Genomic DNA, 20,220 nt, shown 5'->3' on the forward strand with positions numbered 1-20,220 from the left:
CTCAGGGCTGGCGGTAGTGCCCGGGAGTGGCGTCGCGCTCCTGGCTGCGTTTGACCCGGCTCACCTGCACGTCGCTGATGCGCGCGGCGGGGCCGTGCAGCCCCTGCAGGAAGTCCAGTGCCGCGCCGGCATCGAGCTCGCCGTCGCGGTGCAGCGCCAGGGTGGTGGGTTGGTCGTCGAGGATGTAGCTGACCAGGTACAGAGGTCTGTTGCCCATAGGTGTCCTCCTCCGCGAAGGCGGTTGCAGGGAATGGCCGGGCTCAGGCCCGTTCGCCGCGGCAGGCGCGCCCCTCACAGCCAGGGTTGCACGGGCGGGCTGCGCAGCGCCACGGCGATCGCCAGGCCCAGCTCTTCCAGGCCCACCGGCTTGAGCAGCACCGGGTAGGCCTGGGCGTGCAACGTGGAACGCTCCGTGTTCTGCGTCAGCACCAGCACCCGCATCAGCGGGCGCAGCGGCAGGCAGGACTCGATCAGCGCGGCGCCGGTGAGCGGCCCGGCGAAGGGCTCGTCCACCAGCATCAGGTCGATCACCACCGACGAGGACAGGTGCTCCAGCGCCTGTATCCTGTCCACGGCGCTCAGCACCGCGTAGCCGTGGTCCAGCAGCAGTTGCTCCAGGCGCCACAACTGGTCGGCCTGCTCGGCGAGCAGCAGTACGACCTTGTCCGTTTCGCTCATGGCTCGTCCCCCGTCGGTGAATGCTTCCTTCCTCTAGTCCAGCAAGAACCACGCCCACCCCCGCGCCGGGCGCGGCCCCCGGCGCAGAGCACCCGCGCCGCGGGTCATGGCAGGGCGACATCAGCAGAATGCGCTGCCCGCCCGCGGCCGCGCTGCAAAATGCCCAGCGCTTCCGCCGGTAAGCTGGCCGGCACCAAGCGGCGCCGTCGCAGTCGCAGCAAAAGAGCGGCCAAACGAAGGTACCCGCCATGACAGAGCCTCCCCGCCTCCCTCCGGCAGAGCCCGCGCAGGCGTTCCGCGAACGCAGCTACCCGGTCGACGAGCACATGGCCAGCCAACGCCGCGCCTGGCGCCTGGAACGCCTGGGGCTGGTCGTCCTGCTGGGCATCGTGCTGGTGGCCCTGAGTGGCCTGTTCGCCAGCGGCCCGCTGAGTTCGCGCCAGCTGGCCAGCCAGGACGGCCGGCTGCAGGTCGAATACGAGCGCTTCGGCCGCATCGGCGCCAGCCACAACCTGCACGTGCGCCTGCGGGGCGCCCCCGGTAGCCCGGCCGAGCTGCGCCTGGGCGGCGACTTCCTCGCCCGTCAGAGCGTGCAGAGCCTGCAGCCGATGCTGCGCGGCGACAGCTGGCGCGGCGGCCTGGCCCTGCGCGGGCGGCACGACGAGCGCGGCGAGTGGCACCTGTTCCTGACCCTGCTGCCCGACGAGCCGGGCCTGCTCGGCTACCGGGTGGAAGGCGCCGGCCAGGCCCTGGAATTCAACCAGCTGATCTACCCCTGAGGAGGTGCCCCATGGAGTCCGTCCTGCGCGCCGCGGCCATCTACCTGCTGTTGCTGATCCTCTTCCGCATCGCCGGCAGGCGGTCGCTGGCTGACATCACCACCTTCGACCTGCTGCTGTTGATGATCATCGGCGAGGCCACCCAGCAGGCCCTGCTGGGCAACGACTTCTCGCTGATCAACGCGGCGCTGGTGATAGTCACGCTGATCGTCATCGACGTCGGCCTGTCGCTGCTCAAGCTGCGCCACCCGGCGGTGGACCGGCTGATCGAGGGCTCGCCGACGCTCATCGTCGAGTACGGCCGGCCATTGCGCGCGCGCCTGGCCGAGGCCCGCCTGCGGGAGGAGGACATCCTGCTCGCCGCGCGCCAGACCCAGGGCCTGGAGCGCATGGAGCAGATCCGCTTCGCCATCCTCGAGAAGAACGGCAAGATCTCCATCATTCCCGAGGGCGGCAACTGAGCTGGGCGCGCTCGTAGCGGTCGAGCAGCGGCTGGGTGGTCAGCCCGTGCAGGCAGATGCTCACCGCCACCACGCTCAGCACCAGGTCGCTGGCGGCGCCCAGCGCCCGGGGCGCGTCGGCCTGGTTGAGCACGTGGCACAGGTAGAACAGGCTGCCGATGCCGCGGATGCCGAACCAGCCCAGCAGCCAGCGCTGCCGGGGCGCCAGGGCGCGGCGGGTGACCAGCAGCCAGACCAGCGCCGGGCGCAGCAGGCAGAACAGCCCCAGCGCCAAGGGCAGCGCCCGCCAGTCCCAGTGGTTGGCCAGCAGCGCGCCAAGCAGGGTCACCAGCAGCAACGCCAGGGAGCGCTCCAGCAGGTCGCCGAAGGAGAGGATGTCGAGCATCACCGCCCCGGCGGCGACCCTGGGGTGTTCGCTGCGATCCTCGCCGAAGGCGATGGCGCCGTGGGCCTGCCCCGCCTCGCGGATGTGCGCGGCCTCGGCCTGGGCTTCGGCCGGGTCCTCGCGCTTGCCGATGGTGGCCACCTCGGCGTGGCGCAAGCCGATGCCAGCCGCGAAGCACGCCAGGAAGCCCCAGCCGCCGAGGCTTTCCGCACCCACGTAGGACAGCGCGATCAGCGCCATGGCGAGGAAATCGTTGGCCGACACGCTGGTGTCGGTGTGCCGGGCGCGCAGGTGGATGGCCAGGCGCCCCACCCCGTAGCCCAGGCAGTAGCCGGTGAGCAGCCCGGCGGGTATGGCCCAGAGCACGTCCAGCAGCAGCCAGTGCGGCAGTTGCCGGAGCAGCGCCGGGGCGCCGCCGGGGGGCTCGGTGACCAGCAGGAAGGCCGCGCCGACGAAGGGAAAGGCCACCCCGTCGTTCAGCCCGGCCTCGCCGGACAGGCCATAGCGCAGGCCGTCGTCGTCGCTGGCGTCGTCGACCTGGACGATGCTCGCCAGCACCGGGTCGGTGGGCGAGAGGATCGCCGCCACCAGCAGCGCCAGGCCCCAGTCCAGGCCCAGCAGGTAGTGCGCCAGCGCCGCGCTGCCGGCGATGCAGCCCAGCAGCACCGGCCCGGCCAGTTGCCAGGTCGCGGTCCACACCGGCGAGCGCAGGCTCTGGCGCATGCGCAGCCCGCCGATGAACAGCGAGATCAGCAGCGTGGCCTCGGCCAGGTGCTCCAGCCAGGGGCTGATGCGGCCGATGTCCGCCTGCCACAGGTCCAGCCCCAGCGGGCCGATGGCCAGGCCGAACAGCAGGTAAAGCAGCGAGGAACTGACCGGCAGCAGGCGCAGGTAGGCGGAAGTCAGCCCGAGGGTGAGCAGGATGCCGCCGAGCACCAGCAGCCACTGGTTGAAGCCCATGGGCCGGCGCTCAGTCGACGGGCGACGGCTGCGCCTCGCAGCCATCGTCCTCCAGGCACGGCAAGGCGCGGCAGAGACGGAGGGTGCGAAGGCTTGGCATGGCGGTGGTCCTCGGCGGGTGTCGGTGGCTGTCAGCGGGGCGGCGGTTCGTCGCCTTCGGCCTGCTCCTCGTCGGCCACGCACTGGGGCGTTTCCCCGGCGCCGGCGTCCTCGCCCATGCGCTGGTAGGTGTCGCGCAGCTTCTGCAACTGCTCGGCGTCCAGCTCGTCCAGCCCCATCAGGGCGTCATGGGCCGCGCGGGTGGTGCGCAGCAACTCGTCGATCTTGATGTGCAGGGCGTCGGTGTCGCGGTTCTGGGTGTTCTGGATGAGGAACACCATGAGGAAGGTGACGATGGTGGTCGAGGTGTTGATCACCAGCTGCCAGGTGTCGTTGAAGTGGAAGAAGGGCCCGCTGACGGCCCAGGCCACCAGCAGGGCGCAGGCCACGGCGAAGGTCGGCGGGCGCCCGGCCCATATCGAGAGCCACTGGGCGAAGCGGGAAAAGGACGGGGCCTTGGGCGTCTCCTGGGCGGCGCCCCGGGGGCGGGCCCCGCCGCGCGCGGCCCGGGAGGCCCGCCCCTGCCCCCTAGCCGGGGCGCTTCTCATCGCCGATCCCCTGGATGTCGACGTCGTCCGGTTCGTATTCCGGGATGCTGGCGCAAGGGTCGCCCGAGTCGTCGGCATCCTCCTCGGGCGTCTCGATGACCGGGCCGGGCCGGCGCGGCTCGCCACGGCGCTCGCGCACCGGCGCCTTCGGCGGGTCGTCATGTTCGGCCACCGGACCGGGACGGGGTTTCTGCACGATGGTGTTCTTGCTGCTCATCACGTTCTCTCCCGGGGCTGAGCCCCCAAAGCCTCTCTGGTGTCGCCCTCGGTGGAAAAGCGCCGCGGCCGAGAGTTCAGAACATCTCCCCGGCGGTGCCGGGCGCCCCGCCCGGGGCGCAGCGGGGCATTTTCCTGAACTTCTCCCGCCACGCCCCGACAAAACTACTCAGACGAGTCGACAAGGGGGAATACCATGGCGCCGCTGAATGCCTGGCCCGACCTGGCCTTTCTCGGCCACCTGCTGCTGGTGACGGTCGCCGTCCTGGTCGCATTCGGGCTGCTTCGCTTGCTCCTCGTGTCCCTGAGAAAGCGCCTGGAGGCGCGGACGAGCCAATGGGCCCGCTATGCCTCGGCCATTGCGAACAGGACCAGCAACCTCCTGCTATTCGTCTTCTCGCTGATGCTGGCCCTCAAGTTCGTCGCCTTCCCCGCCAACTGGGAGGCGGCGCTGGCCCATGGCTGGTTCGTCGTCCTGGCGCTGCAGGTGGCCCTGTGGCTCGACGCCTGCGTGCGCCTGTGGACCGGAGAGCTGGCCCGCTCGCGCTTCGGGGGCATCCGCAACCCGGTGATGACGACTCTCCTCTCGGTGGTGATCCTGATCGTCGTCTGGGCCGTGATGCTGCTTTCCATCCTGGCGAACCTGGGCGTCGACATCACCGCCCTGGTCGCCAGCCTGGGCGTGGGCGGCATCGCGGTGGCGCTCGCCGTGCAGACCCTGTTGAGCGATGTGTTCGCGTCACTCTCGATCGGCTTCGACAAGCCCTTCGAGATCGGCGACTTCATCGTGTTCGGCGACGTGGCGGGCACCATCGAGCACATCGGGCTCAAGACCACGCGCATCCGCAGCCTCAGTGGCGAGCAGATCGTCTGCTCCAACACCGAACTGCTCAAGCAGACGCTGCATAACTACAAGCGGATGAACACCAGGCGAATCGTCTTCCAGTTCGGCATCAGCTACCGGACCTCGGCCGACAAGGCGAAGGCGGTGGCGGAGCTGGTGAAGGAAATCATCGACGCCCAGGCGGAGGCGAAGTTCGACCGTGCCCACTTCCTCGCCTTCGACGAGAGCCGCCTGCTCTACGAGGTCGTCTACATCATGCAGACGGCCGACTACAACCGCTACATGGACGTGCAGCAGCAGATCAACCTCCGGCTGCTGGCCGGGGTGAAGGAGCTGGGCGTCGATTTCGCCTTCCCGGTCCGCGAGCTGCGCAACGTCGAGGCAATGCCCACGCCGCAGCGCAGCGCCGAACGCCAGTCGACGGCTGCCTTCGCCCACCCACAGGCGCAAGGCGGCAGCCGGGACTCCACCAGCCATTGAGCGGGCGCTTCAGTCCTCGGGCGCGGAACGCTCGTAGCGCGCATTGAACGCCTGGATGAAGGCATTGCGCAGGATGCCGAGGAAGGCCTGGAAAGCGCTGACGTCCTGGTCATGGATGTTGCCGCTGAGGTCGACGCGGGTAGCGAACTGGTCCTTGCGCTGGTTCTTCAGCAGCGTCTCGCCGCCGCCGACCAGGGCTTCCCATATGGAGCGGAACAGGCCCTTGTCCTTCTCCTCCACGTCCTGCTGCCAGTTGAACACGTCGACGTCGCGCAGCAACGGCTTGATGTAGCCGCTGAGCCGCCCCTTGTCCGCCGTGGCCTCGATCACCAGCGTGGCGTGGCCCTGGTTGAAGTCGAACTTGCCGTAGGCCGAGGCGAAGTCGTTCACCCGCCGCAGCTCCACGTCGCTGGCCCGCAGGCGCAGTACGAAGTCCTCGAAGTCGGAGAAGGGGTCGAAGGACGCCTGCACTTCCAGCGGCGCCTGGCCGAACAGCCGGGCATGGCCTTCGAAGCGGGCCACCCGCTTGCCCTTCTCGTCCGCCACGTTGGTCAGGTTGTACAGGCTCGCCTGCACCGCGCTGGCGGTGAGATGCACCGGCGGCCTGGAGCGGTAATTGCGGAAGTGGATGCGGCCGTCCTCGATGCGCACCTCGTCCAGGGTGGTGGGCAGCAGCTTGTCCAGCTGCTCGCGCCAGTCGGTACCGGCGCCGCTCTGGGAGTCCTGGCGGTCGCTACCGTCGACGAAGTTCAGCTCCGGCCGCAGGAAGACCACCCGCGCCACGATGCCGTGGCCGTACCACAGCGCGTGCCAGCTCACCGACAGATCGATCACCGGCGCGTCCAGCAGCGGCACCGGCACCTTGCCGTTGACCTTGACGATCTTCAGGCCATTGATCCGGTATGCCCCGCGCCACGGCGCGAGATCGACGTCGGCGAGCTGGCCGTGGTAGTCGCCCATCCGGTCGAGCTTGCCGTTGAGGTAGTCGCGGATCACGTAGGGCAACGCGACATGCGCGACCAGCAGCAACGCCAGGATCGCCAGGACGCTCGACAAGAGCAGGCTGTAGCGTCTTTTCATCCTCGCCTCCGGAGGCTCTCTGCCAGTGGACCGGTGCAGTGGATGGCGCCCCGGCGCGAGGTCATTTCCTCTCCCGCCGCGCCTGGCGGGCGAGGAACCCGTCCTCGCGCGGCGCATCCACCGCCTCGCGGTGTTGGCGGATAACGCTGCGTCAGCCGGCCTGTAGGGCGAATAACCGTTCGCGGTTATCCGCCGCTGGCCCAAACACCGTGCTCCCACCCGGGCTCACCTCACGCCGGCACCGCCCCCACCTGCGCTTCCCTGGCCCAGATACGATGCTGCAGCAAGGCGTTCTTCAACCCGCCGAACACGTCCGCCACCGTCGCCCCCATCACCACGCCGTCGTCCGGCTGCAGGCCCAGTTGCCCCGGCAGGGCCTGTCCGTCGCCGCTGAAGGCCAGCGGCTTGAGGTGCTTGTAGGCCTCCAGCAGGTAGTGCATGCCGGCGCCGTCCACGCCCAGGGTGACCGCCACCCCGCCGGGCACGTAGACCGCGTCGAAAGCCACCGAGGGCAGGCCGTCCCAGGTGCCCTGGGGCGTCAGGGTGGCGCCGCTGTCGGCCTTGACCGGCGCCGCCGTGGGCGCGATCAGCTTGGCGCTGGCACCCTCCGCGCCCAGGGCCTGGAGCATGTCGCCGACCTCGCCTTCGCTGGCGCCGTCGGCGATCAGGATCGCCACCTTGCGCGAGCGGATGTCGCCGGGCAGCAGGTTCACCTGGCTCAGCGCCGGCGAGGGCTGCGGCGGCGTGCGCCGCGGGGCCCGGGCGGTGACCTGCACGCCGATGCGCTGGGCCACCCGGGCGGCCAGCTGGGCGTCGATGTTCGCCAGCACCTCGTTGACCTCGCGTTCGCGGATGGCCTGGCGCTCCACCTTGCCCAGCTCGAAGGCGTAGGCCGCCACCACGTGGTTCTGCTCGGCCTCGCTCAGGCTGTGCCAGAACAGCGCGGCCTGGCTGAAATGGTCGCCGAAGGAGTCCGGGCGCTCGCGCACCTTGGTGCCGGTCATGGGTTCATGGTAGCTGACGAAGCCGCCCTGGCGCGCCGCCGGCGGCGTCTCCCGGGGCCAGCCGGCGTCGATGGAGTCGGGCTCGTAGGAGGCCCGCCCACGATGCAGGGTGTGCTGGTGGAAGGCGTCGCGCTGGTTATTGTGGAACGGGCACAGCGGCTGGTTGATGGGGATCTGGTTGAAGTTCGGCCCGCCCAGGCGCAGCAGCTGGGTGTCGGTGTAGGAGAACAGCCGGCCCTGCAGCAGCGGGTCGTTGGTGAAGTCGATGCCCGGCACTATGTGGCCGACGTGGAAGGCCACCTGCTCGGTCTCGGCGAAGAAGTTGTCCGGGTTTCGGTCCAGCACCATGCGCCCGAGCACCTGCACCGGCACCTGTTCCTCGGGCACCAGCTTGGTGGCGTCGAGCAGGTCGAAGTCGAACTTGTCCTGGTCGTCCTCGGCGATCAGCTGCACGCCCAGCTCCCATTCGGGGTAGTCGCCCTTCTCGATGTCTTCCCAGAGCGTGCGGCGGTTGAAGTCCGGGTCCTTGCCGGCGAGCTTCTGCGCCTCGTCCCAGACCAGCGAGCAGGTGCCGGACTTCGGCCGCCAGTGGAACTTCACCAGGGTGCTCTGGCCATTGGCGTTGACCAGGCGGAAGCTGTGCACGCCGAAGCCCTGCATGTTGCGGTAGGCGATGGGGATGGCGCGGTCGGACATCAGCCACATGACCATGTGCGCCGACTCCGGCTGCAGCGAGACGAAGTCCCAGAAGGTGTCGTGGGCCGAGGCGCCGGTGGGGATCTCATTGTGCGGCTCGGGCTTCACCGCGTGGACGAAGTCGGGGAACTTGATCGCGTCCTGGATGAAGAACACCGGCATGTTGTTGCCCACCAGGTCGAAATTGCCCTCCTCGGTGTAGAACTTCACCGCGAAGCCACGCACGTCGCGCACGGTATCGGCCGAGCCGCGCGGCCCCTGCACGGTGGAGAAGCGCACGAACACCGGGGTGCGCTTGCCGGCCTTGCCGAGGAACGCCGCCCTGGTCAGCGCGCTGCAATCGTCGTAGGCCTCGAAGTAGCCGTGGGCCGCCGAGCCACGGGCGTGGACCACGCGCTCGGGAATGCGCTCGTGGTCGAAGTGGGTGATCTTCTCGCGCATGATGAAGTCTTCGAGCAGCGAGGGGCCGCGCGGGCCGGCGCTCAAGGTGTTCTGGTTGTCGGCGATGCGCGTGCCGGTATTGGTGGTCAGGGGCTGCCCGGTGGCGTCCTCGCGGTAGCGCTCCAGTTGTTCGAGCTTCTCGTTGCCGTTGCCGCGGTCGGTGGTCTGGGTCCCCGCCAGTTGGCTGTGCTTGCCGGACTCTTTCTTCTGTGTCATCTGTCCATCTCCTGATCAGGTGGGCGGCGCCCATGGCGCGCGCTGGCTCTTGCTTGGGGGCGGGCGCGGCGGCGGAGTTCAGGCTTTTTTCCCCGGCGGTGCGCAGGCGGCGCGTTCGGCGTTCGGTTTGAACCTGCGGCGCTGCGTGGCAGTCGGCTGGGAAACGACCTTCGCCGGAGCCGTCATGCCCCACGACCTGCCCATCGGCCTGCTGCAGGCCCTCGCCGACTTCGAACTCCCCCGCGACCTCAACCGCCAGCCGGCCACCCTGGGCAGCCGCCTGCGCGAGCTGTGCGCCGCCGGCCTCGACCAACTGCCCCGCCCCGGCAGCGGCCTGACCCTGCAGCGCTGGCAGGCGCTGGCGGCGGTGTCCGGCAGCGACCTGTCGTTGCTCAAGCTGTACGAGGGCCACACCGACGCCCTGGCGATCCTCGCCGAACTGGCCCCCGAGGTGCCGCGCCGCCCCGGCATCTGGGCGGTGTGGGCCGCCGACCCACCGGCCCGGCTGGTGCGCATCCAGGCGCGCCGGGGCGACGAGGTGCGCATCAGCGGGGTCAAGCCCTGGTGCTCCGGTGCCGCCCAGGTCGACCGCGCCCTGGTCAGCGTCCGTGACGAGGACGAGCGCCCGCAGCTGGTGGCGGTGGACCTGGCGCAGCCCGGCGTGCGGGTCGCCAAGGGCGGCTGGAACGCCGTGGGCATGGCCGCCACCGCCAGCGTCGAGGTTACCTTCGAGGCGGCCGAGGCGCGCTGCGTCGGCGGGCCGCTGGCCTACCTGGAGCGCCCGGGCTTCTGGCACGGCGCGGCGGGCATCGCCGCCTGCTGGTACGGCGCCGCCAGCCGCCTGGCCAGCTACCTGCACCATGGGCATACCGACGATCCCCACGCCATGGCCCACCTGGGCGCGGTGGACGCTGCCCTGGCCGGCGCCGCCGGCGCGCTGCGCGAATGCGCCAGCTGGATCGACGACAACCCCGACGCCTGCGCCGAACTCGGCGCACGGCGGGTGCGGGCCCAGGTCGAGGGCGCCGTGGAGGCGGTGCAGTGGCACGTCGGCCGTGCCCTGGGCGCCACGCCCTTCTGCCGCGACCACCACTTCGCCCAACTGGCCGCCGACCTGCCGGTGTTCCTGCGCCAGAGCCATGGCGAGCGCGACCTGGCCTGCCTGGGGCTGCGCTTGACCGCCCAGGCCACCGAGGCCTGGGCGCTATGAGTGCGGCACAGGACCCGATCGCCGCGGCCGGCGCCGGCACCGCGCCCGGTGCCTGGCGCACCTGGCCGGGCCTGCAGCGCCTGCCGCGGATTACCCCGCCGGCGCTGCTGGGCGGCGGGCGCCTGGTGCTGGTGGCGCCGCACCCCGACGACGAGGTGCTGGGCTGCGGCGGCCTGCTGGCCAGCCTGGGCGCCCTGGCCGGCGAGACGCTGCTGGTGTCGGTCACCGACGGCGAGGCCAGCCACCCCGGCTCGCCCCTGTGGCCCCGCGAGCGCCTGCGCGAAGTGCGCCCGCAGGAGAGCCGCGAGGCCCTCGCCCGCCTCGGCCTGGACCTGCCCCGCCTGCACTGGCGACGCCTGCGCATGGCCGATGGCCAGGTCGCTGCGGCCACCCTCGACGCCGCCCTGCGCGGCCTGCTGCGCCCCGGCGACAGGCTGGTCAGCACCTGGCGCCACGACGGCCACCCGGACCACGAACAGGTCGGCCAGGCCTGCGCGGCGGCGGCCGCCGCCCGCGGCGCACGCCATTGCGAAGTGCCGATCTGGGCCTGGCACTGGGCCGAGCCCGGCGACCCGCGCCTGCCCTGGGCGCGGGCCCGGCGCCTGGACCTGGACGAGCGCGCCCTGTGGCGCAAGCGCCGGGCCATCGCCGCCCATGCCAGCCAACTGCAGGCGGACCCCAGCCGCGGCGCCGGCCCCATCCTCGGCCCGCACCTGCTGGAAACCCTCAGCCAACCCTTCGAGGTGTATTTCCTTTGAGCCTGCCCGCCAGCCATTTCGAGGCGCTGTACGCCGGCGATCCCGACCCCTGGGCCTTCCGCACCCGCTGGTACGAGCGGCGCAAGCGCTCGCTGCTGCTGGCCTGCCTGCCGCGCCCGCGCTTCGCCCGCGGTTTCGAGCCGGCCTGCGCCAACGGCGAGCTGAGCATCGAACTGGCGCAGCGCTGCGACCAGCTGCTGTGCAGCGACCCCAGCGCCACCGCCGTGGGCCTGGCGCGCCAGCGCCTGGCTAGCTGCGACCACGCCCGCGTACGCCAGGGCGGCCTGCCGCAGGACTGGCCCGCCGGCCGTTTCGACCTGGTGGTGCTCGGCGAGCTGGGCTACTACCTCGCCCCGCCGGCCTGGCGCCTGGCCTGTGAACGCGCCGCCGCCAGCCTGGAACGCGGCGGCGCGTTGGTGGCCTGCCACTGGCGCCACCCGATCCCGGGCTGCGAGATGGCCGGCGACGACGTCCATGCCCTGCTCGCCGAGGCCATGGGCGCGCCGGCGCGGGTCCGCCACCTGGAGCCGGACTTCCGCCTGGAACTGTGGTTCGACGACAGCGCCGGGGCCGCCCCGTGATCGGCGTGCTGGTGCCGGTGCACAACGAGGAAGGCCGCCTGCGCGGCTGCCTGCTGTCGTTGCTGGAAGCGGCCCGGCACCCGGCCCTGGGCGGCGAGCCGGTGCGCGTACTGGCGGTGCTCGACAGCTGCACCGACGGCAGCGCGGCCATCGCCACCGAGCTGGGCGTGGCGGTGCTGCCGCTGGCGGCGCGCAACGTCGGCCAGGCCCGCCGCGCCGGAGCCCAGCACCTGCTGGGCCTGGGCGCGCGCTGGCTGGCCTGCACCGACGCCGACAGCTGCGTCGGCCCCGACTGGCTGGTGCGCCAGTTGGCCTTCGGCGCCGAGGCAGTGTGCGGCACGGTGCGCCTGGACGACTGGTCGGCCCATGCCCCCGAAGTGCGGGCGCGCTACCTGCGCCACTACCAGCCCCGCGAGGGCCACCGCCACGTGCACGGTGCCAACCTGGGCGTGTGCGCCCTCGCCTATCGCCGCGCTGGCGGCTTCCGCCCGCTACCCTGCGACGAGGACCTGCACCTGGTGCGCGACCTGGAGCGCTGCGGCGCCCGCATCGTCTGGACGCACCAGACCTGCGTGACCACCAGCGCCCGCCGCGACTACCGCGCCCACGGCGGCTTCGGCGCCTACCTGGAAAGCCTCGCCGAACCGCTCTAGGCTCAGGCCGCGCCATCGGGGGCGCCGGCCTGCCAGCCGTCGCCGGGGCCGGTCTCGCCCTCGCCGGGGGTCAGCGGGACGATGCGCAGCTCGGTGATGTCCGCCGGGTTGGCGTCCGAGTGCAGGCTTTCCAGCTGGAAGCGCGCCTGGTCCGGGGTCAGGTCGCCGCCGGGGGCCTCCACCTCGTGGGAGCAGGGCTGGCCTTCGAGCTCGTAGTGGATGCGGAAACGCGGGGGGTGCGCCATGGTCCTGTGCCTCCTGGGTGGGCTGCCGCCGGCGGCGGCCATTCGTCGAAACGCTTGAGCTGTCCGCGGCTCGGCGCCAGCGGCGCCGCCCGTGGTGCGTGGTCTCCGACTGACCGGTGCGCAGGTCCAGGGTTCAGCCGCGGTCGCCGACCGGCTGCGGCGGATGGGCATGCCGGAATGCGGTTATTGCTATAAGAAAAAGTCATAACAACGGTTCGCTAGCCGGCTATCGTTCATTTCCTGGCGTCGGCTTTTCGGCGTGAGCGGGCCGAGAGGCCCCGGGCCCTGCGCGGACACGCCTGAGCGAATCGATTACCCGGAGTCCTTCCATGCAAACCTACCTGCAGGCCAAACGCATCCTCGAAGACAGCTTCGCGCCCTACGGCTGCCGCTGCACGCTCGAGGCGGACGGTTCGATGACCGTGCAATTGCTCGCGCCCAATTCCACGGACGTGGAACTGACCGTGCCGAAGATCCCGCGGCAGGACTGGAACAGCCTGCGCGCCGTGGCCAGGCTGGCCCTGGAGCTGCGCCAGACGCTGGACCTGGCGATACTGCAGAAGGACCGGCCGGCCTCGGCCATGCACCAGGAGGCCAGCTAGGGATTTCCCGAACCTCGCCGGGGCCGCCGGCTCCCAGCAAACCCCGGCCCGTCCGCGCCCTGGCCGCCTGCCGCCGCACTGAAAACCTGAACGCCCGCCCCGCCACCTTCTCAAAACCAGAATGAGCCACGGGACGAGGTACGCAGCATGTCTTCCTTCCCCAGCGAAGCCGAGCGCGAATGCCTGGTCGAACGCCTGCGCCACGCCGCCGAACCGCTGCCCGATCCGGACGCGGCGACCTTCGGCGGCTTCTTCTCGCGCTACGCCGACGGCCGGGTGGTGCTGATCGGCGAGGCCAGCCACGGCACCTCGGAGTTCTACCGGGCGCAGGCCGCCATCACCCGCCAGCTGGTCGAGCGGCACGGCTTCAACATAGTCGCCATCGAGGGCGACTGGCCGGACACGACGCGCCTGGACCGCCACGTCCGCGACTACCCCGGCCAGCCCGACGAAGACGCCGCCTTCAGCCGTTTCCCCAGCTGGATGTGGCGCAACCGCGAGGTGCTCGACTTCGTGCGCTGGCTGCGCCGCCACAATGCCGGCCTGCCCATCGCCGAACGCGTGGAATTCCGCGGCCTGGACATCTACAGCCTGCGCGCCTCCATGGCCGCGGTGCTGCAGTACCTGGAGCTGCACGACCCGCCCCGCGCACGCGAGGCCCGCGAGCGCTATGCCTGCCTCACGCCCTGGCAGGGCGACCCGGCGGCCTACGGCGCGCGGGTGGAATGGGGCGACGGGGATTCCTGCGAGGCGGTGCTGGGCGAACAGTTCGACGCCTACCTGTGGTTCGCCCGGACCACCGCCGTCACCCCGCTGCAGCCCGGCACCGGCGAGGCGGCGCCGGGCGCGGCGGACACCTTCCCCTTCGGAGTCTGACGATGAACGCATTCGACGACCGGCGGCACGCCGGCAAGGCCCTGGCCGAGGCGCTGCGCGAACGGCCCATGCACGAGCCCCTGCTGCTGGCCCTGCCCCGCGGCGGCGTGCCGGTGGCCTATGAGATCTCCCTGGCCCTGCAGTACCCCCTGGAACTGCTGCTGGTGCGCAAGATAGGCGCGCCCGGCCACGAGGAATACGCCGTGGGCGCCGTGGTGGAAGGCGACCCGCCCAGGTGGGTGAAGGACGAGGACCTGCTGCGCCAGCTGCGCGTGGCGCCCGACTGGTTCGAGCGCCGCCTGGCCGAACAGCTGCGGGAAATCGAGCGCCGCCGCGCCCGCTACTGCGGGCGGCAGCCGCTGGCGTCACGCCGTGGCCGCGACCTGATCCTGGTGGACGACGGCCTGGCCACCGGCAACAGCGTGCGTGCGGCGCTGCAGGCCCTGCGCGAGGACGGCCCGCGGCGCATCATCCTCGCCGTGCCCGTGGGGCCGCCGGCCACCGTGGAGAAACTGCGGCCGCTGGTGGACGAACTGGTATGCCTGCTGACACCGGAGGATTTCCACTCCGTCGGCCACTACTACCGGGACTTCCACCAGCTCGACGACCAGGAAGTCATCGACCTGCTCGGCCCCTCGCGCACGCCTTCGGGCGCCTGATCCAGCCGGGCTGCGCCGGAACTTCAACCACTGGCGAAACTTCTTCGAACCATTCTCCGGCGCTGCCTTCCCAGTAACTGTGTGGGCCGACTGGCGGCCCACCCAATGGATGCGAAGCATCCGAGGAGCACTTTCATGACTTCCAAAAACACCAATCCCGGCAACTTCGCCAACGATCGCGAAAAAGCCTCCGAGGCAGGGAAGAAAGGCGGTCAGCAAAGCGGCGGCAACTTCGCCAACGACCGTGAGAAAGCCTCCGAAGCCGGCCGCAAGGGCGGGCAGCACAGCCATGGAGGCGGGCGCAGCTAACCTGGCAAGTGCCCTCCCGGTGGAGCGCCCGCTCCACCGGGAACCTGATCGCGGACGGAGTCCTACGTAACCCAACTCCCAATGCCCAACGGGATTCCGCCCCACACCGAGGAGAGGCGTTGGCAGAGATGCATGAACAAATCCGTAGGGCGAATAACCGTTCGCGATTATCCGCCGCCAACCTCAAACCTGGCGCCCTACGGGCTAGGCATGCCAGCAACGATACCAACCGTCCTCTTCACTGATGCGCAGCTGCGTCTGGTACAGCGCGGACAGGCGCTCGCTGGTCAGCACCTCGGCCTTGGGCCCGTCGGCGACGATGCGGCCGCGGTCCAGCAGCACCACGCGCTCGATCTCGGGGATGATCTCGTCGATGTGGTGGGTGGTGATGATCATCGCGTGCTCGGCGCCGCAGAAGCGCCGCAACAGGCGCAGCATGCCCAGGCTGGCACCCATGTCCAGGCCGTTGGCCGGCTCGTCGAGGATCAGCGCGCGCGGCGCGTGGACCAGGGCGCGGGCCAGCAGCAGGCGGCGCTTCTGGCCGGTGGACAGGCGCTGGAACATGGTCCGCTCGTGGCCTTCCATCTCCACCACCGCGAGCAGCTCGCGGGCCTGCTGCAACTGCGCCTCGCTGGGCTGCAGGTGGCCGTGGGCGCCGATCGAGCCGAAGAAGCCGGAGACCACCACGTCCAGGGCCTGGGTGTAGGGCGTGTAGTCGTCCTGCAGGTCCTGGGAGATGAAGCCGATGCGGCTGCGCAGGTCCCACAGGTTGACGGTGTCGCTGCCGAACAGCTTCAGGTGGCTGCCTTCGCGCTCCACCGGGTACAGCTCGCGGCTGATCAGCTTGAGCAGGGTGCTCTTGCCGGCGCCGTTGGGCCCGAGGATGGCGACCTTCTCGCCGTCCTCGATGCGCAGGGAAAAGCCGTCGAGCACGCGGGTCTGCTGCTGGAAGGCGGTGACGTTGTGGAATTCGATCATGGTCGGCTCATGGCGCTGGGGGAGCGCGAAGGATACTGCGCCGGGGCCCGCCTGCGCCAAGGGGGCGGGCATGACCTCCGGTCGGCAAAAACAATAACGGCATTTAAATATGCTGAAATTGCTCTTGTAGTGTTATCGACCTGCAAGAGGCTATCGCCATGAACGTCAGGACACTGCTTTTCCTCGGACTCGCCGCACTCTGCACCAGCGCCGCCCTGCCCACCCCGGCCACTGCCGCCGACACGCCCAGCGCGGCCTCGGCGCTGGATACGCGCCTGGCGCTGCGCGACCTGTGGCTGGAACACATCTTCTGGATCCGCGACTACGTCCAGGCCAACCAGGCCGGCGACAGCCGCCAGGCCAAGGTGGCCGGCGAACAGGTGGTGGCCAACGCCACGGCCATCGCCAACAGCATCGCCCCGCTGTACGGCCAGCCGGCCGCCGACCAGTTGCTGCAGTTGCTGGCCGGGCACTGGGGCGCGGTGAAGCACTACAGCGATGCCAGCGTGGCCAAGGATGCCAATGGCCGCAAGGCCGCCGTCGGCGAGCTGCAGGGCAACGCCGGGGCCATCGCCCGCTTCCTCGCCGGGGCCAACCCCAACCTGCCCGAGAACGACCTGCTGGCCATGCTCGGCACCCACGGCGCCCAGCACATCGCCCAGATCGACCAGCTGGCCGCCCACGACTACGCTGCCGAAGCCAGGACCTGGGCAGCCATGCGCGGGCATATCCTGATGCTCTCCGACGCCCTGGCCAGCGCCCTGGTCAAGCAGTTCCCCGACAAGTTCGCCGCGAGGTAGACGCATGCTTCAGGGATTGGGCCGCACCCAGCAGGACCTGCTCAGCGCCCTGCTCTACCGTGCGCAGGGCATGAGCATCGACGAGTTGGCCGAGCAGTTGGCGGTGACGCGCACCGCCGTGCGCCAGCACCTGGCGGCGCTGGAACGCGACGCCCTGGTGCTGCGCGGCCCGCTGCGCCCCACCGGGCGCCGCCCGGAGCAGCTGTACCAGCTGAGCCCCCGCGGCCGCGAGCTGTTCCCCCGGCAATACCAGCTGCTGGCCGACCTGCTGATCGGCGAAGTGGCGCAACTCATCGGCCACGACGCCCTGGTAGCGCTGATGCGCAAGCTGGGCGAGCGCATGGCCACGGAACTGGAACCAGCCCCGGTGGACCAGGCGCGCATCGTCGAACACATGAACGCCGCCGGCTACGAGGCGCAACTGATCGCCCGCAGCGGCGGCGAACCGGAGATAGTCGCGCACAACTGCGTGTTCCACCACCTGGCCAGCCGCCACCCGGAAGTCTGCGAACTGGACCTGGCCCTGCTCGGCCGCCTCGGTGGCGCCACCGTCGACCACCGCGAGTGCATGCTGCGCGGCGGCCAGGTGTGCCGCTTCCAGCTGCGGCGCGGCGGCTAGCCCCGCTGGGCGGCGAGGGTCCGGCTGGAAGGCTCCAGCTCGCCGATCTTCTCCAGCCGCGCCCGCACGATGTTGCGGCTGATGCCCAGCAGGCGGGCGGTCTGCAACTGGTTGCCGTGGCAGTAGTGGTAGGCGGTGCGGAACACGGCTTCCTCGATGTGTTCGTACAGCTCGGGCAGGTTGCGAACGGTTATTCGCCCTACGTGCCCGGCCGGATCCTACGGTGCTCCACGATCTCGCCGGCATGAAATGCTATCATCCAGCGATAGCATTCACCGGATGAAGAATCGCCACGCCAGAACACTGAAAGCCCTCTTTCGCACGCCTACGAGTGCGTCGTTGGCCTTCGCCGACATCGAAGCGCTGGTCCTCCACCTGGGAGGTGAGATTCAGGAGCGCGAAGGATCGAGGGTGAGGTTGACGCTGGGCGCTTGCATCTGGCGATGCCATCGCCCCCATCCGGGCAAGGAAGCGAAGAAGTACCAAGTCGAAGAGGCCCGCGAATTTCTCCGCCGGGCCGGAGTTGAACCATGAACTGCATGACCTACAAGGGCTACGCGGCGCGCGTAGAATTCGACGACCGCGACGACATCTTCGTCGGCCGCCTGCTCGGCGTCCGCGACATCATCAGCTTCCATGCCGACAACGTGGCCGAGCTGCACACGGCTTTTCACACGGCCGTCGAGGATTACCTGGCCGACTGCGCCGAACGGGGCGTGACGCCGGAGAAACCGGCCTCGGGCAAGGTCATGCTGCGCATCCGCCCCGAGGTCCATGCCGCCGCCAGCCTCGCCGCACAAGCCGAAGGCAAGAGCCTCAACCAGTGGGCGGAAAGCGTCTTCGAGCGGGCGGCCGGAAAGCGCGCCGGTTGAGGCGGGGATGCCGCAGCTACGCGACGAGTTGCTCGCCGAACTCACCGGCCACTGACCCCAACGGCGGCTATCCTTCGGACACGCCGCCTCCGCCTTTGTTTGATCCCGGCCAAGGCCCCGCGCCGCGGTTCGTGCCTGAATGGTGCCGACGCCGGAGCCCGGCGTGCATCCATCCCCCCTGCCGGCACGGGAGCGAGCATGGCCATGGAAAAGCACCACCAATGGAACCTCGGGTATTTCCTCGTGGCCTTCGTGGCCATGCTGCTGTTGCAGAACTGGCTGGGTGAATACTCGGCCGAGGCGCCGATTCCCTACAGCGAGTTCCAGCGCCTGCTGGACGCCGGCAAGGTCAGCGACCTGCGCATCGACCAGGAGCGCATCAGCGGCACCCTCAAGGAGCCGATCCAGGGCCGCACGCGCTTCACCACCAACCGCGTCGAGCCGCAGCTGGCGGCGCAGCTGGAGAAGGCCGAGGTGGACTTCTCCGGCGTCACCCAGAGCGGCCTGACCAAGCTGCTGGGCTGGCTGCTGCCGTTCCTGCTGATCTTCGCCCTGTGGGTGTTCTTCTTCCGCGGCCTGGCCGAGAAGCAGGGCTTCGGCGGCATGGTCAACGTCGGCAAGTCGAAGGCGCGGGTGTTCGTCGAGCGCGACACCGGGGTCAGCTTCGACGACGTCGCCGGCATCGACGAGGCCAAGGCCGAGCTGCAGGAGGTGGTGTCCTTCCTCAAGGACCGCCCCACCTACAGCCGCCTGGGCGCGCGCATTCCCAAGGGCATCCTGCTGGTGGGCCCGCCCGGCACCGGCAAGACGCTGGTGGCCAAGGCCGTGGCCGGCGAGGCCGGGGTACCGTTCTTCTCCATTTCCGGCTCGGAGTTCGTCGAGCTGTTCGTCGGCGTGGGCGCCGCGCGGGTGCGCGATCTCTTCGAGCAGGCGCGCAAGGCCGCGCCCTGCATCATCTTCATCGACGAGCTGGACGCCCTGGGCAAGATGCGCGGGCTGGGCGCCTTCGGCGGCAACGACGAGAAGGAGCAGACGCTCAACCAGCTGCTCGCCGAGCTGGACGGCTTCGACCCGCGCGAAGGCGTGGTGCTGCTGGCCGCCACCAACCGCCCGGAAGTGCTGGACCCGGCCCTGCTGCGCGCCGGCCGCTTCGACCGCCAGATTCTCATCGACCGCCCGGACCGCCGCGGCCGCGAGGCCATCCTGCGGGTGCATCTGAAGCGCATCAGCGCCGCCCGCGACCTGGACTGCACGCAGATCGCCGCCATCACCGCCGGCTTCACCGGCGCGGACCTCGCCAACCTGGTCAACGAGGCCGCCATCGGCGCCACCCGGCGTGGCGCCGAGGCGGTGAGCATGGCCGACTTCACCGCCGCGGTGGAGCGCATCGTCGCCGGCGCCGAGCGCCGCAGCCGGCTGCTGCAGCCGCAGGAGCGCAAGGTGGTGGCCTACCACGAGATGGGCCACGCGCTGGCCGCCGCCTCGCTGCCGCGCATGGACCCGGTGCACAAGGTCTCCATCGTCCCCCACGCCATCGGCGCCCTGGGCTTCACCCTGCAGCGGCCCACCGAGGACCGCTTCCTGATCGGCCGCCAGGAACTCAAGGACCGCATGGTGGTGCTGCTGGCCGGGCGCGCCGCCGAGGCCCTGGTGTTCGAGGAGATTTCCACCGGCGCCGCCGACGACCTGGCCAAGGCCACCGACATCGCCCGCCAGCTGGTGACGCGCTTCGGCATGAGCGAGCAGCTCGGCCAGGCCGTGCTGGAGCGGCAGAGCGCGCCCTACCTGGCGGGCGACAACGGCCACCTGGCGGGGCTGCGCGAGAAGGACTACTCGGAGCAGACCGCCCGCGAGGTGGACCTGTGCGTGCGCGAGCTGATCGACGAAGCCTTCCGCCGCGCCCGGGCCCTGCTGGAGCAACGCCGCGCCGACCTGGAGGAAGGCGCGCGCCTGCTGCTGGAGCGGGAAACCCTCACCCCCGAGGACTTCCCGGCGCTGGCCGGCGCGCCGGCGCCCTGAACGGGCCTTCTAACCTCCGGCTATTTGCAGCGCCGCGCATATGCCGGGGAACTCATTGACAGATTGGCGCCAGACAAGTGTCATGGGCGTTGTCGTCCGGCGCGGTCGAGGTGTGGCGCCGGGATTACGTGGTCCGTTTGCGTGTTTCCTTA

At 70.4% G+C, this 20,220-nt stretch carries 24 protein-coding genes and 2 pseudogenes; 16 read left to right on the forward strand and 10 right to left on the reverse strand.

The window, feature by feature from the left end:
• Nucleotide 1: 1 nt before the first annotated feature.
• Together VV867_RS07035 and VV867_RS07040 are read right to left on the reverse strand one after the other, a co-directional pair.
• Entirely contained in the window at nt 2-217 is a 216-nt protein-coding gene (locus tag VV867_RS07035; RefSeq protein ID WP_275630194.1) for a hypothetical protein, read from the reverse strand.
• A gap of 74 nt (nt 218-291) precedes the next feature.
• The gene (locus tag VV867_RS07040) at nt 292-678 is read right to left on the reverse strand and encodes a response regulator (protein WP_109932322.1); all 387 of its coding nucleotides are present in this window, start codon (nt 676-678) and stop codon (nt 292-294) included.
• 248 nt (nt 679-926) lie between these two features.
• Here VV867_RS07040 and VV867_RS07045 point away from each other — a divergent pair, with 248 nt between their 5' ends.
• Nucleotides 927-1,457 (forward strand): hypothetical protein, encoded by a 531-nt coding sequence (locus VV867_RS07045; RefSeq protein WP_109932324.1) that lies wholly within the window; start codon nt 927-929, stop codon nt 1,455-1,457.
• Between the two features lie 11 nt (nt 1,458-1,468).
• Nucleotides 1,469-1,918: a DUF421 domain-containing protein gene (locus VV867_RS07050; protein ID WP_089393208.1), complete on the forward strand. Its 450-nt coding sequence runs from the start codon at nt 1,469-1,471 to the stop codon at nt 1,916-1,918.
• Here the strand turns inward: VV867_RS07050 and VV867_RS07055 are convergent.
• The 3 genes from VV867_RS07055 to VV867_RS07065 form a co-directional block, all read right to left on the reverse strand.
• A complete protein-coding gene (locus VV867_RS07055; protein ID WP_328565964.1) occupies nt 1,896-3,263 on the reverse strand; it encodes a cation:proton antiporter in 1,368 nt (455 codons plus the stop codon). The genes VV867_RS07050 and VV867_RS07055 overlap by 23 nt on opposite strands.
• A gap of 131 nt (nt 3,264-3,394) precedes the next feature.
• On the reverse strand, nt 3,395-3,910 hold the full coding sequence (locus VV867_RS07060) for a low affinity iron permease family protein (RefSeq protein ID WP_328565965.1): 516 nt from the start codon (nt 3,908-3,910) through the stop codon (nt 3,395-3,397).
• Nucleotides 3,891-4,127, reverse strand: a complete 237-nt coding sequence (locus VV867_RS07065) for a hypothetical protein (RefSeq protein WP_328565966.1) — start codon at nt 4,125-4,127, stop codon at nt 3,891-3,893. The genes VV867_RS07060 and VV867_RS07065 overlap by 20 nt, the downstream gene beginning before the upstream one ends.
• Nucleotides 4,128-4,322: 195 nt before the next feature.
• Here VV867_RS07065 and VV867_RS07070 point away from each other — a divergent pair, with 195 nt between their 5' ends.
• The gene (locus VV867_RS07070; RefSeq protein WP_275630193.1) at nt 4,323-5,450 is read left to right on the forward strand and encodes a mechanosensitive ion channel family protein; all 1,128 of its coding nucleotides are present in this window, start codon (nt 4,323-4,325) and stop codon (nt 5,448-5,450) included.
• Between the two features lie 9 nt (nt 5,451-5,459).
• Here VV867_RS07070 and VV867_RS07075 read toward each other — a convergent pair whose 3' ends face one another.
• A complete protein-coding gene (locus VV867_RS07075; protein WP_328565967.1) occupies nt 5,460-6,530 on the reverse strand; it encodes a DUF748 domain-containing protein in 1,071 nt (356 codons plus the stop codon).
• A 230-nt stretch (nt 6,531-6,760) separates the two neighbouring features.
• Nucleotides 6,761-8,887 (reverse strand): catalase HPII, encoded by a 2,127-nt coding sequence (katE, locus tag VV867_RS07080; RefSeq protein ID WP_328565968.1) that lies wholly within the window; start codon nt 8,885-8,887, stop codon nt 6,761-6,763.
• Nucleotides 8,888-9,071: 184 nt separating this feature from the next.
• On the opposite strand from katE, the gene VV867_RS07085 reads away from it, so the two are divergent.
• From VV867_RS07085 to VV867_RS07100, 4 genes are read left to right on the forward strand one after another with little or no spacing between them, the layout of a single operon-like run.
• Entirely contained in the window at nt 9,072-10,097 is a 1,026-nt protein-coding gene (locus VV867_RS07085) for an acyl-CoA dehydrogenase family protein (protein ID WP_328565969.1), read from the forward strand.
• A complete protein-coding gene (locus tag VV867_RS07090) occupies nt 10,094-10,855 on the forward strand; it encodes a PIG-L deacetylase family protein (RefSeq protein ID WP_328565970.1) in 762 nt (253 codons plus the stop codon). Before VV867_RS07085 ends, VV867_RS07090 begins: the two co-directional genes overlap by 4 nt.
• A complete protein-coding gene (locus VV867_RS07095; RefSeq protein WP_109932342.1) occupies nt 10,852-11,436 on the forward strand; it encodes a class I SAM-dependent methyltransferase in 585 nt (194 codons plus the stop codon). Before VV867_RS07090 ends, VV867_RS07095 begins: the two co-directional genes overlap by 4 nt.
• A complete protein-coding gene (locus VV867_RS07100) occupies nt 11,433-12,089 on the forward strand; it encodes a glycosyltransferase (protein WP_109932344.1) in 657 nt (218 codons plus the stop codon). Before VV867_RS07095 ends, VV867_RS07100 begins: the two co-directional genes overlap by 4 nt.
• A 2-nt stretch (nt 12,090-12,091) precedes the next feature.
• Here the strand turns inward: VV867_RS07100 and VV867_RS07105 are convergent, their stop codons facing one another.
• A complete protein-coding gene (locus VV867_RS07105) occupies nt 12,092-12,334 on the reverse strand; it encodes a hypothetical protein (protein WP_109932346.1) in 243 nt (80 codons plus the stop codon).
• 329 nt (nt 12,335-12,663) lie between these two features.
• On the opposite strand from VV867_RS07105, the gene VV867_RS07110 reads away from it, so the two are divergent.
• The 4 genes and pseudogenes from VV867_RS07110 to VV867_RS07125 all read left to right on the forward strand — a co-directional run.
• Nucleotides 12,664-12,936: a DUF1652 domain-containing protein gene (locus VV867_RS07110; RefSeq protein WP_109932348.1), complete on the forward strand. Its 273-nt coding sequence runs from the start codon at nt 12,664-12,666 to the stop codon at nt 12,934-12,936.
• Nucleotides 12,937-13,083: 147 nt separating this feature from the next.
• The gene (locus VV867_RS07115; protein ID WP_442965006.1) at nt 13,084-13,812 is read left to right on the forward strand and encodes an erythromycin esterase family protein; all 729 of its coding nucleotides are present in this window, start codon (nt 13,084-13,086) and stop codon (nt 13,810-13,812) included.
• A gap of 2 nt (nt 13,813-13,814) precedes the next feature.
• Entirely contained in the window at nt 13,815-14,471 is a 657-nt protein-coding gene (locus VV867_RS07120; protein WP_109932352.1) for a phosphoribosyltransferase, read from the forward strand.
• 159 nt (nt 14,472-14,630) lie between these two features.
• Nucleotides 14,631-14,780, forward strand: a pseudogene (locus tag VV867_RS07125) (general stress protein); the annotation flags it as partial.
• A 204-nt stretch (nt 14,781-14,984) separates the two neighbouring features.
• Here VV867_RS07125 and VV867_RS07130 read toward each other — a convergent pair.
• Complete coding sequence (locus VV867_RS07130) at nt 14,985-15,758, reverse strand: ABC transporter ATP-binding protein (protein ID WP_089393220.1); 774 nt, start codon at nt 15,756-15,758, stop codon at nt 14,985-14,987.
• Between the two features lie 158 nt (nt 15,759-15,916).
• Between VV867_RS07130 and VV867_RS07135 the strand changes: the two genes are divergently transcribed.
• Together VV867_RS07135 and VV867_RS07140 are read left to right on the forward strand one after the other, a co-directional pair.
• Nucleotides 15,917-16,558 (forward strand): hypothetical protein, encoded by a 642-nt coding sequence (locus VV867_RS07135; protein ID WP_109932354.1) that lies wholly within the window; start codon nt 15,917-15,919, stop codon nt 16,556-16,558.
• Between the two features lie 4 nt (nt 16,559-16,562).
• Nucleotides 16,563-17,177 carry a helix-turn-helix transcriptional regulator gene (locus VV867_RS07140; RefSeq protein ID WP_328565971.1) on the forward strand — a complete coding sequence of 205 codons (615 nt, stop codon included), beginning with the start codon at nt 16,563-16,565 and terminating at the stop codon, nt 17,175-17,177.
• Here VV867_RS07140 and VV867_RS07145 read toward each other — a convergent pair.
• A pseudogene (locus VV867_RS07145) lies at nt 17,174-17,359 on the reverse strand (helix-turn-helix domain-containing protein); the annotation flags it as partial. The gene VV867_RS07140 and the pseudogene VV867_RS07145 sit on opposite strands and share 4 nt — an antisense overlap.
• Before the next feature lie 97 nt (nt 17,360-17,456).
• Here VV867_RS07145 and VV867_RS07150 point away from each other — a divergent pair.
• The 3 genes from VV867_RS07150 to ftsH all read left to right on the forward strand — a co-directional run bounded on the left by VV867_RS07150 (nt 17,457) and on the right by ftsH (nt 20,068).
• The gene (locus VV867_RS07150) at nt 17,457-17,711 is read left to right on the forward strand and encodes a type II toxin-antitoxin system HicA family toxin (RefSeq protein ID WP_328565972.1); all 255 of its coding nucleotides are present in this window, start codon (nt 17,457-17,459) and stop codon (nt 17,709-17,711) included.
• Nucleotides 17,708-18,049, forward strand: a complete 342-nt coding sequence (locus VV867_RS07155) for a type II toxin-antitoxin system HicB family antitoxin (protein ID WP_328565973.1) — start codon at nt 17,708-17,710, stop codon at nt 18,047-18,049. The genes VV867_RS07150 and VV867_RS07155 overlap by 4 nt, the downstream gene beginning before the upstream one ends.
• Before the next feature lie 204 nt (nt 18,050-18,253).
• A complete protein-coding gene (gene ftsH, locus VV867_RS07160; protein WP_328566028.1) occupies nt 18,254-20,068 on the forward strand; it encodes an ATP-dependent zinc metalloprotease FtsH in 1,815 nt (604 codons plus the stop codon).
• Nucleotides 20,069-20,220: the final 152 nt, after the last annotated feature.

Source organism: Pseudomonas sp. JH-2 (assembly GCF_036231725.1).
In the GTDB taxonomy this organism is placed as follows: domain Bacteria; phylum Pseudomonadota; class Gammaproteobacteria; order Pseudomonadales; family Pseudomonadaceae; genus Pseudomonas; species Pseudomonas delhiensis.

Coding starts and splice junctions, on each gene's coding strand:
- VV867_RS07150 (WP_328565972.1), top strand. CDS start 17,457: ATGAAGAATCGCCACGCCAGAACACTGAAAGCCCTCTTTCGCACGCCT.
- VV867_RS07105 (WP_109932346.1), bottom strand. CDS start 12,334: ATGGCGCACCCCCCGCGTTTCCGCATCCACTACGAGCTCGAAGGCCAG.
- VV867_RS07115 (WP_442965006.1), top strand. CDS start 13,084: ATGTCTTCCTTCCCCAGCGAAGCCGAGCGCGAATGCCTGGTCGAACGC.
- VV867_RS07035 (WP_275630194.1), bottom strand. CDS start 217: ATGGGCAACAGACCTCTGTACCTGGTCAGCTACATCCTCGACGACCAA.
- VV867_RS07140 (WP_328565971.1), top strand. CDS start 16,563: ATGCTTCAGGGATTGGGCCGCACCCAGCAGGACCTGCTCAGCGCCCTG.
- VV867_RS07085 (WP_328565969.1), top strand. CDS start 9,072: ATGCCCCACGACCTGCCCATCGGCCTGCTGCAGGCCCTCGCCGACTTC.
- VV867_RS07130 (WP_089393220.1), bottom strand. CDS start 15,758: ATGATCGAATTCCACAACGTCACCGCCTTCCAGCAGCAGACCCGCGTG.
- VV867_RS07135 (WP_109932354.1), top strand. CDS start 15,917: ATGAACGTCAGGACACTGCTTTTCCTCGGACTCGCCGCACTCTGCACC.
- VV867_RS07070 (WP_275630193.1), top strand. CDS start 4,323: ATGGCGCCGCTGAATGCCTGGCCCGACCTGGCCTTTCTCGGCCACCTG.
- VV867_RS07075 (WP_328565967.1), bottom strand. CDS start 6,530: ATGAAAAGACGCTACAGCCTGCTCTTGTCGAGCGTCCTGGCGATCCTG.
- VV867_RS07050 (WP_089393208.1), top strand. CDS start 1,469: ATGGAGTCCGTCCTGCGCGCCGCGGCCATCTACCTGCTGTTGCTGATC.
- VV867_RS07055 (WP_328565964.1), bottom strand. CDS start 3,263: ATGGGCTTCAACCAGTGGCTGCTGGTGCTCGGCGGCATCCTGCTCACC.
- VV867_RS07040 (WP_109932322.1), bottom strand. CDS start 678: ATGAGCGAAACGGACAAGGTCGTACTGCTGCTCGCCGAGCAGGCCGAC.
- VV867_RS07155 (WP_328565973.1), top strand. CDS start 17,708: ATGAACTGCATGACCTACAAGGGCTACGCGGCGCGCGTAGAATTCGAC.
- VV867_RS07120 (WP_109932352.1), top strand. CDS start 13,815: ATGAACGCATTCGACGACCGGCGGCACGCCGGCAAGGCCCTGGCCGAG.
- katE (WP_328565968.1), bottom strand. CDS start 8,887: ATGACACAGAAGAAAGAGTCCGGCAAGCACAGCCAACTGGCGGGGACC.
- VV867_RS07110 (WP_109932348.1), top strand. CDS start 12,664: ATGCAAACCTACCTGCAGGCCAAACGCATCCTCGAAGACAGCTTCGCG.
- VV867_RS07090 (WP_328565970.1), top strand. CDS start 10,094: ATGAGTGCGGCACAGGACCCGATCGCCGCGGCCGGCGCCGGCACCGCG.
- ftsH (WP_328566028.1), top strand. CDS start 18,254: ATGGAAAAGCACCACCAATGGAACCTCGGGTATTTCCTCGTGGCCTTC.
- VV867_RS07060 (WP_328565965.1), bottom strand. CDS start 3,910: ATGAGAAGCGCCCCGGCTAGGGGGCAGGGGCGGGCCTCCCGGGCCGCG.
- VV867_RS07065 (WP_328565966.1), bottom strand. CDS start 4,127: ATGAGCAGCAAGAACACCATCGTGCAGAAACCCCGTCCCGGTCCGGTG.
- VV867_RS07045 (WP_109932324.1), top strand. CDS start 927: ATGACAGAGCCTCCCCGCCTCCCTCCGGCAGAGCCCGCGCAGGCGTTC.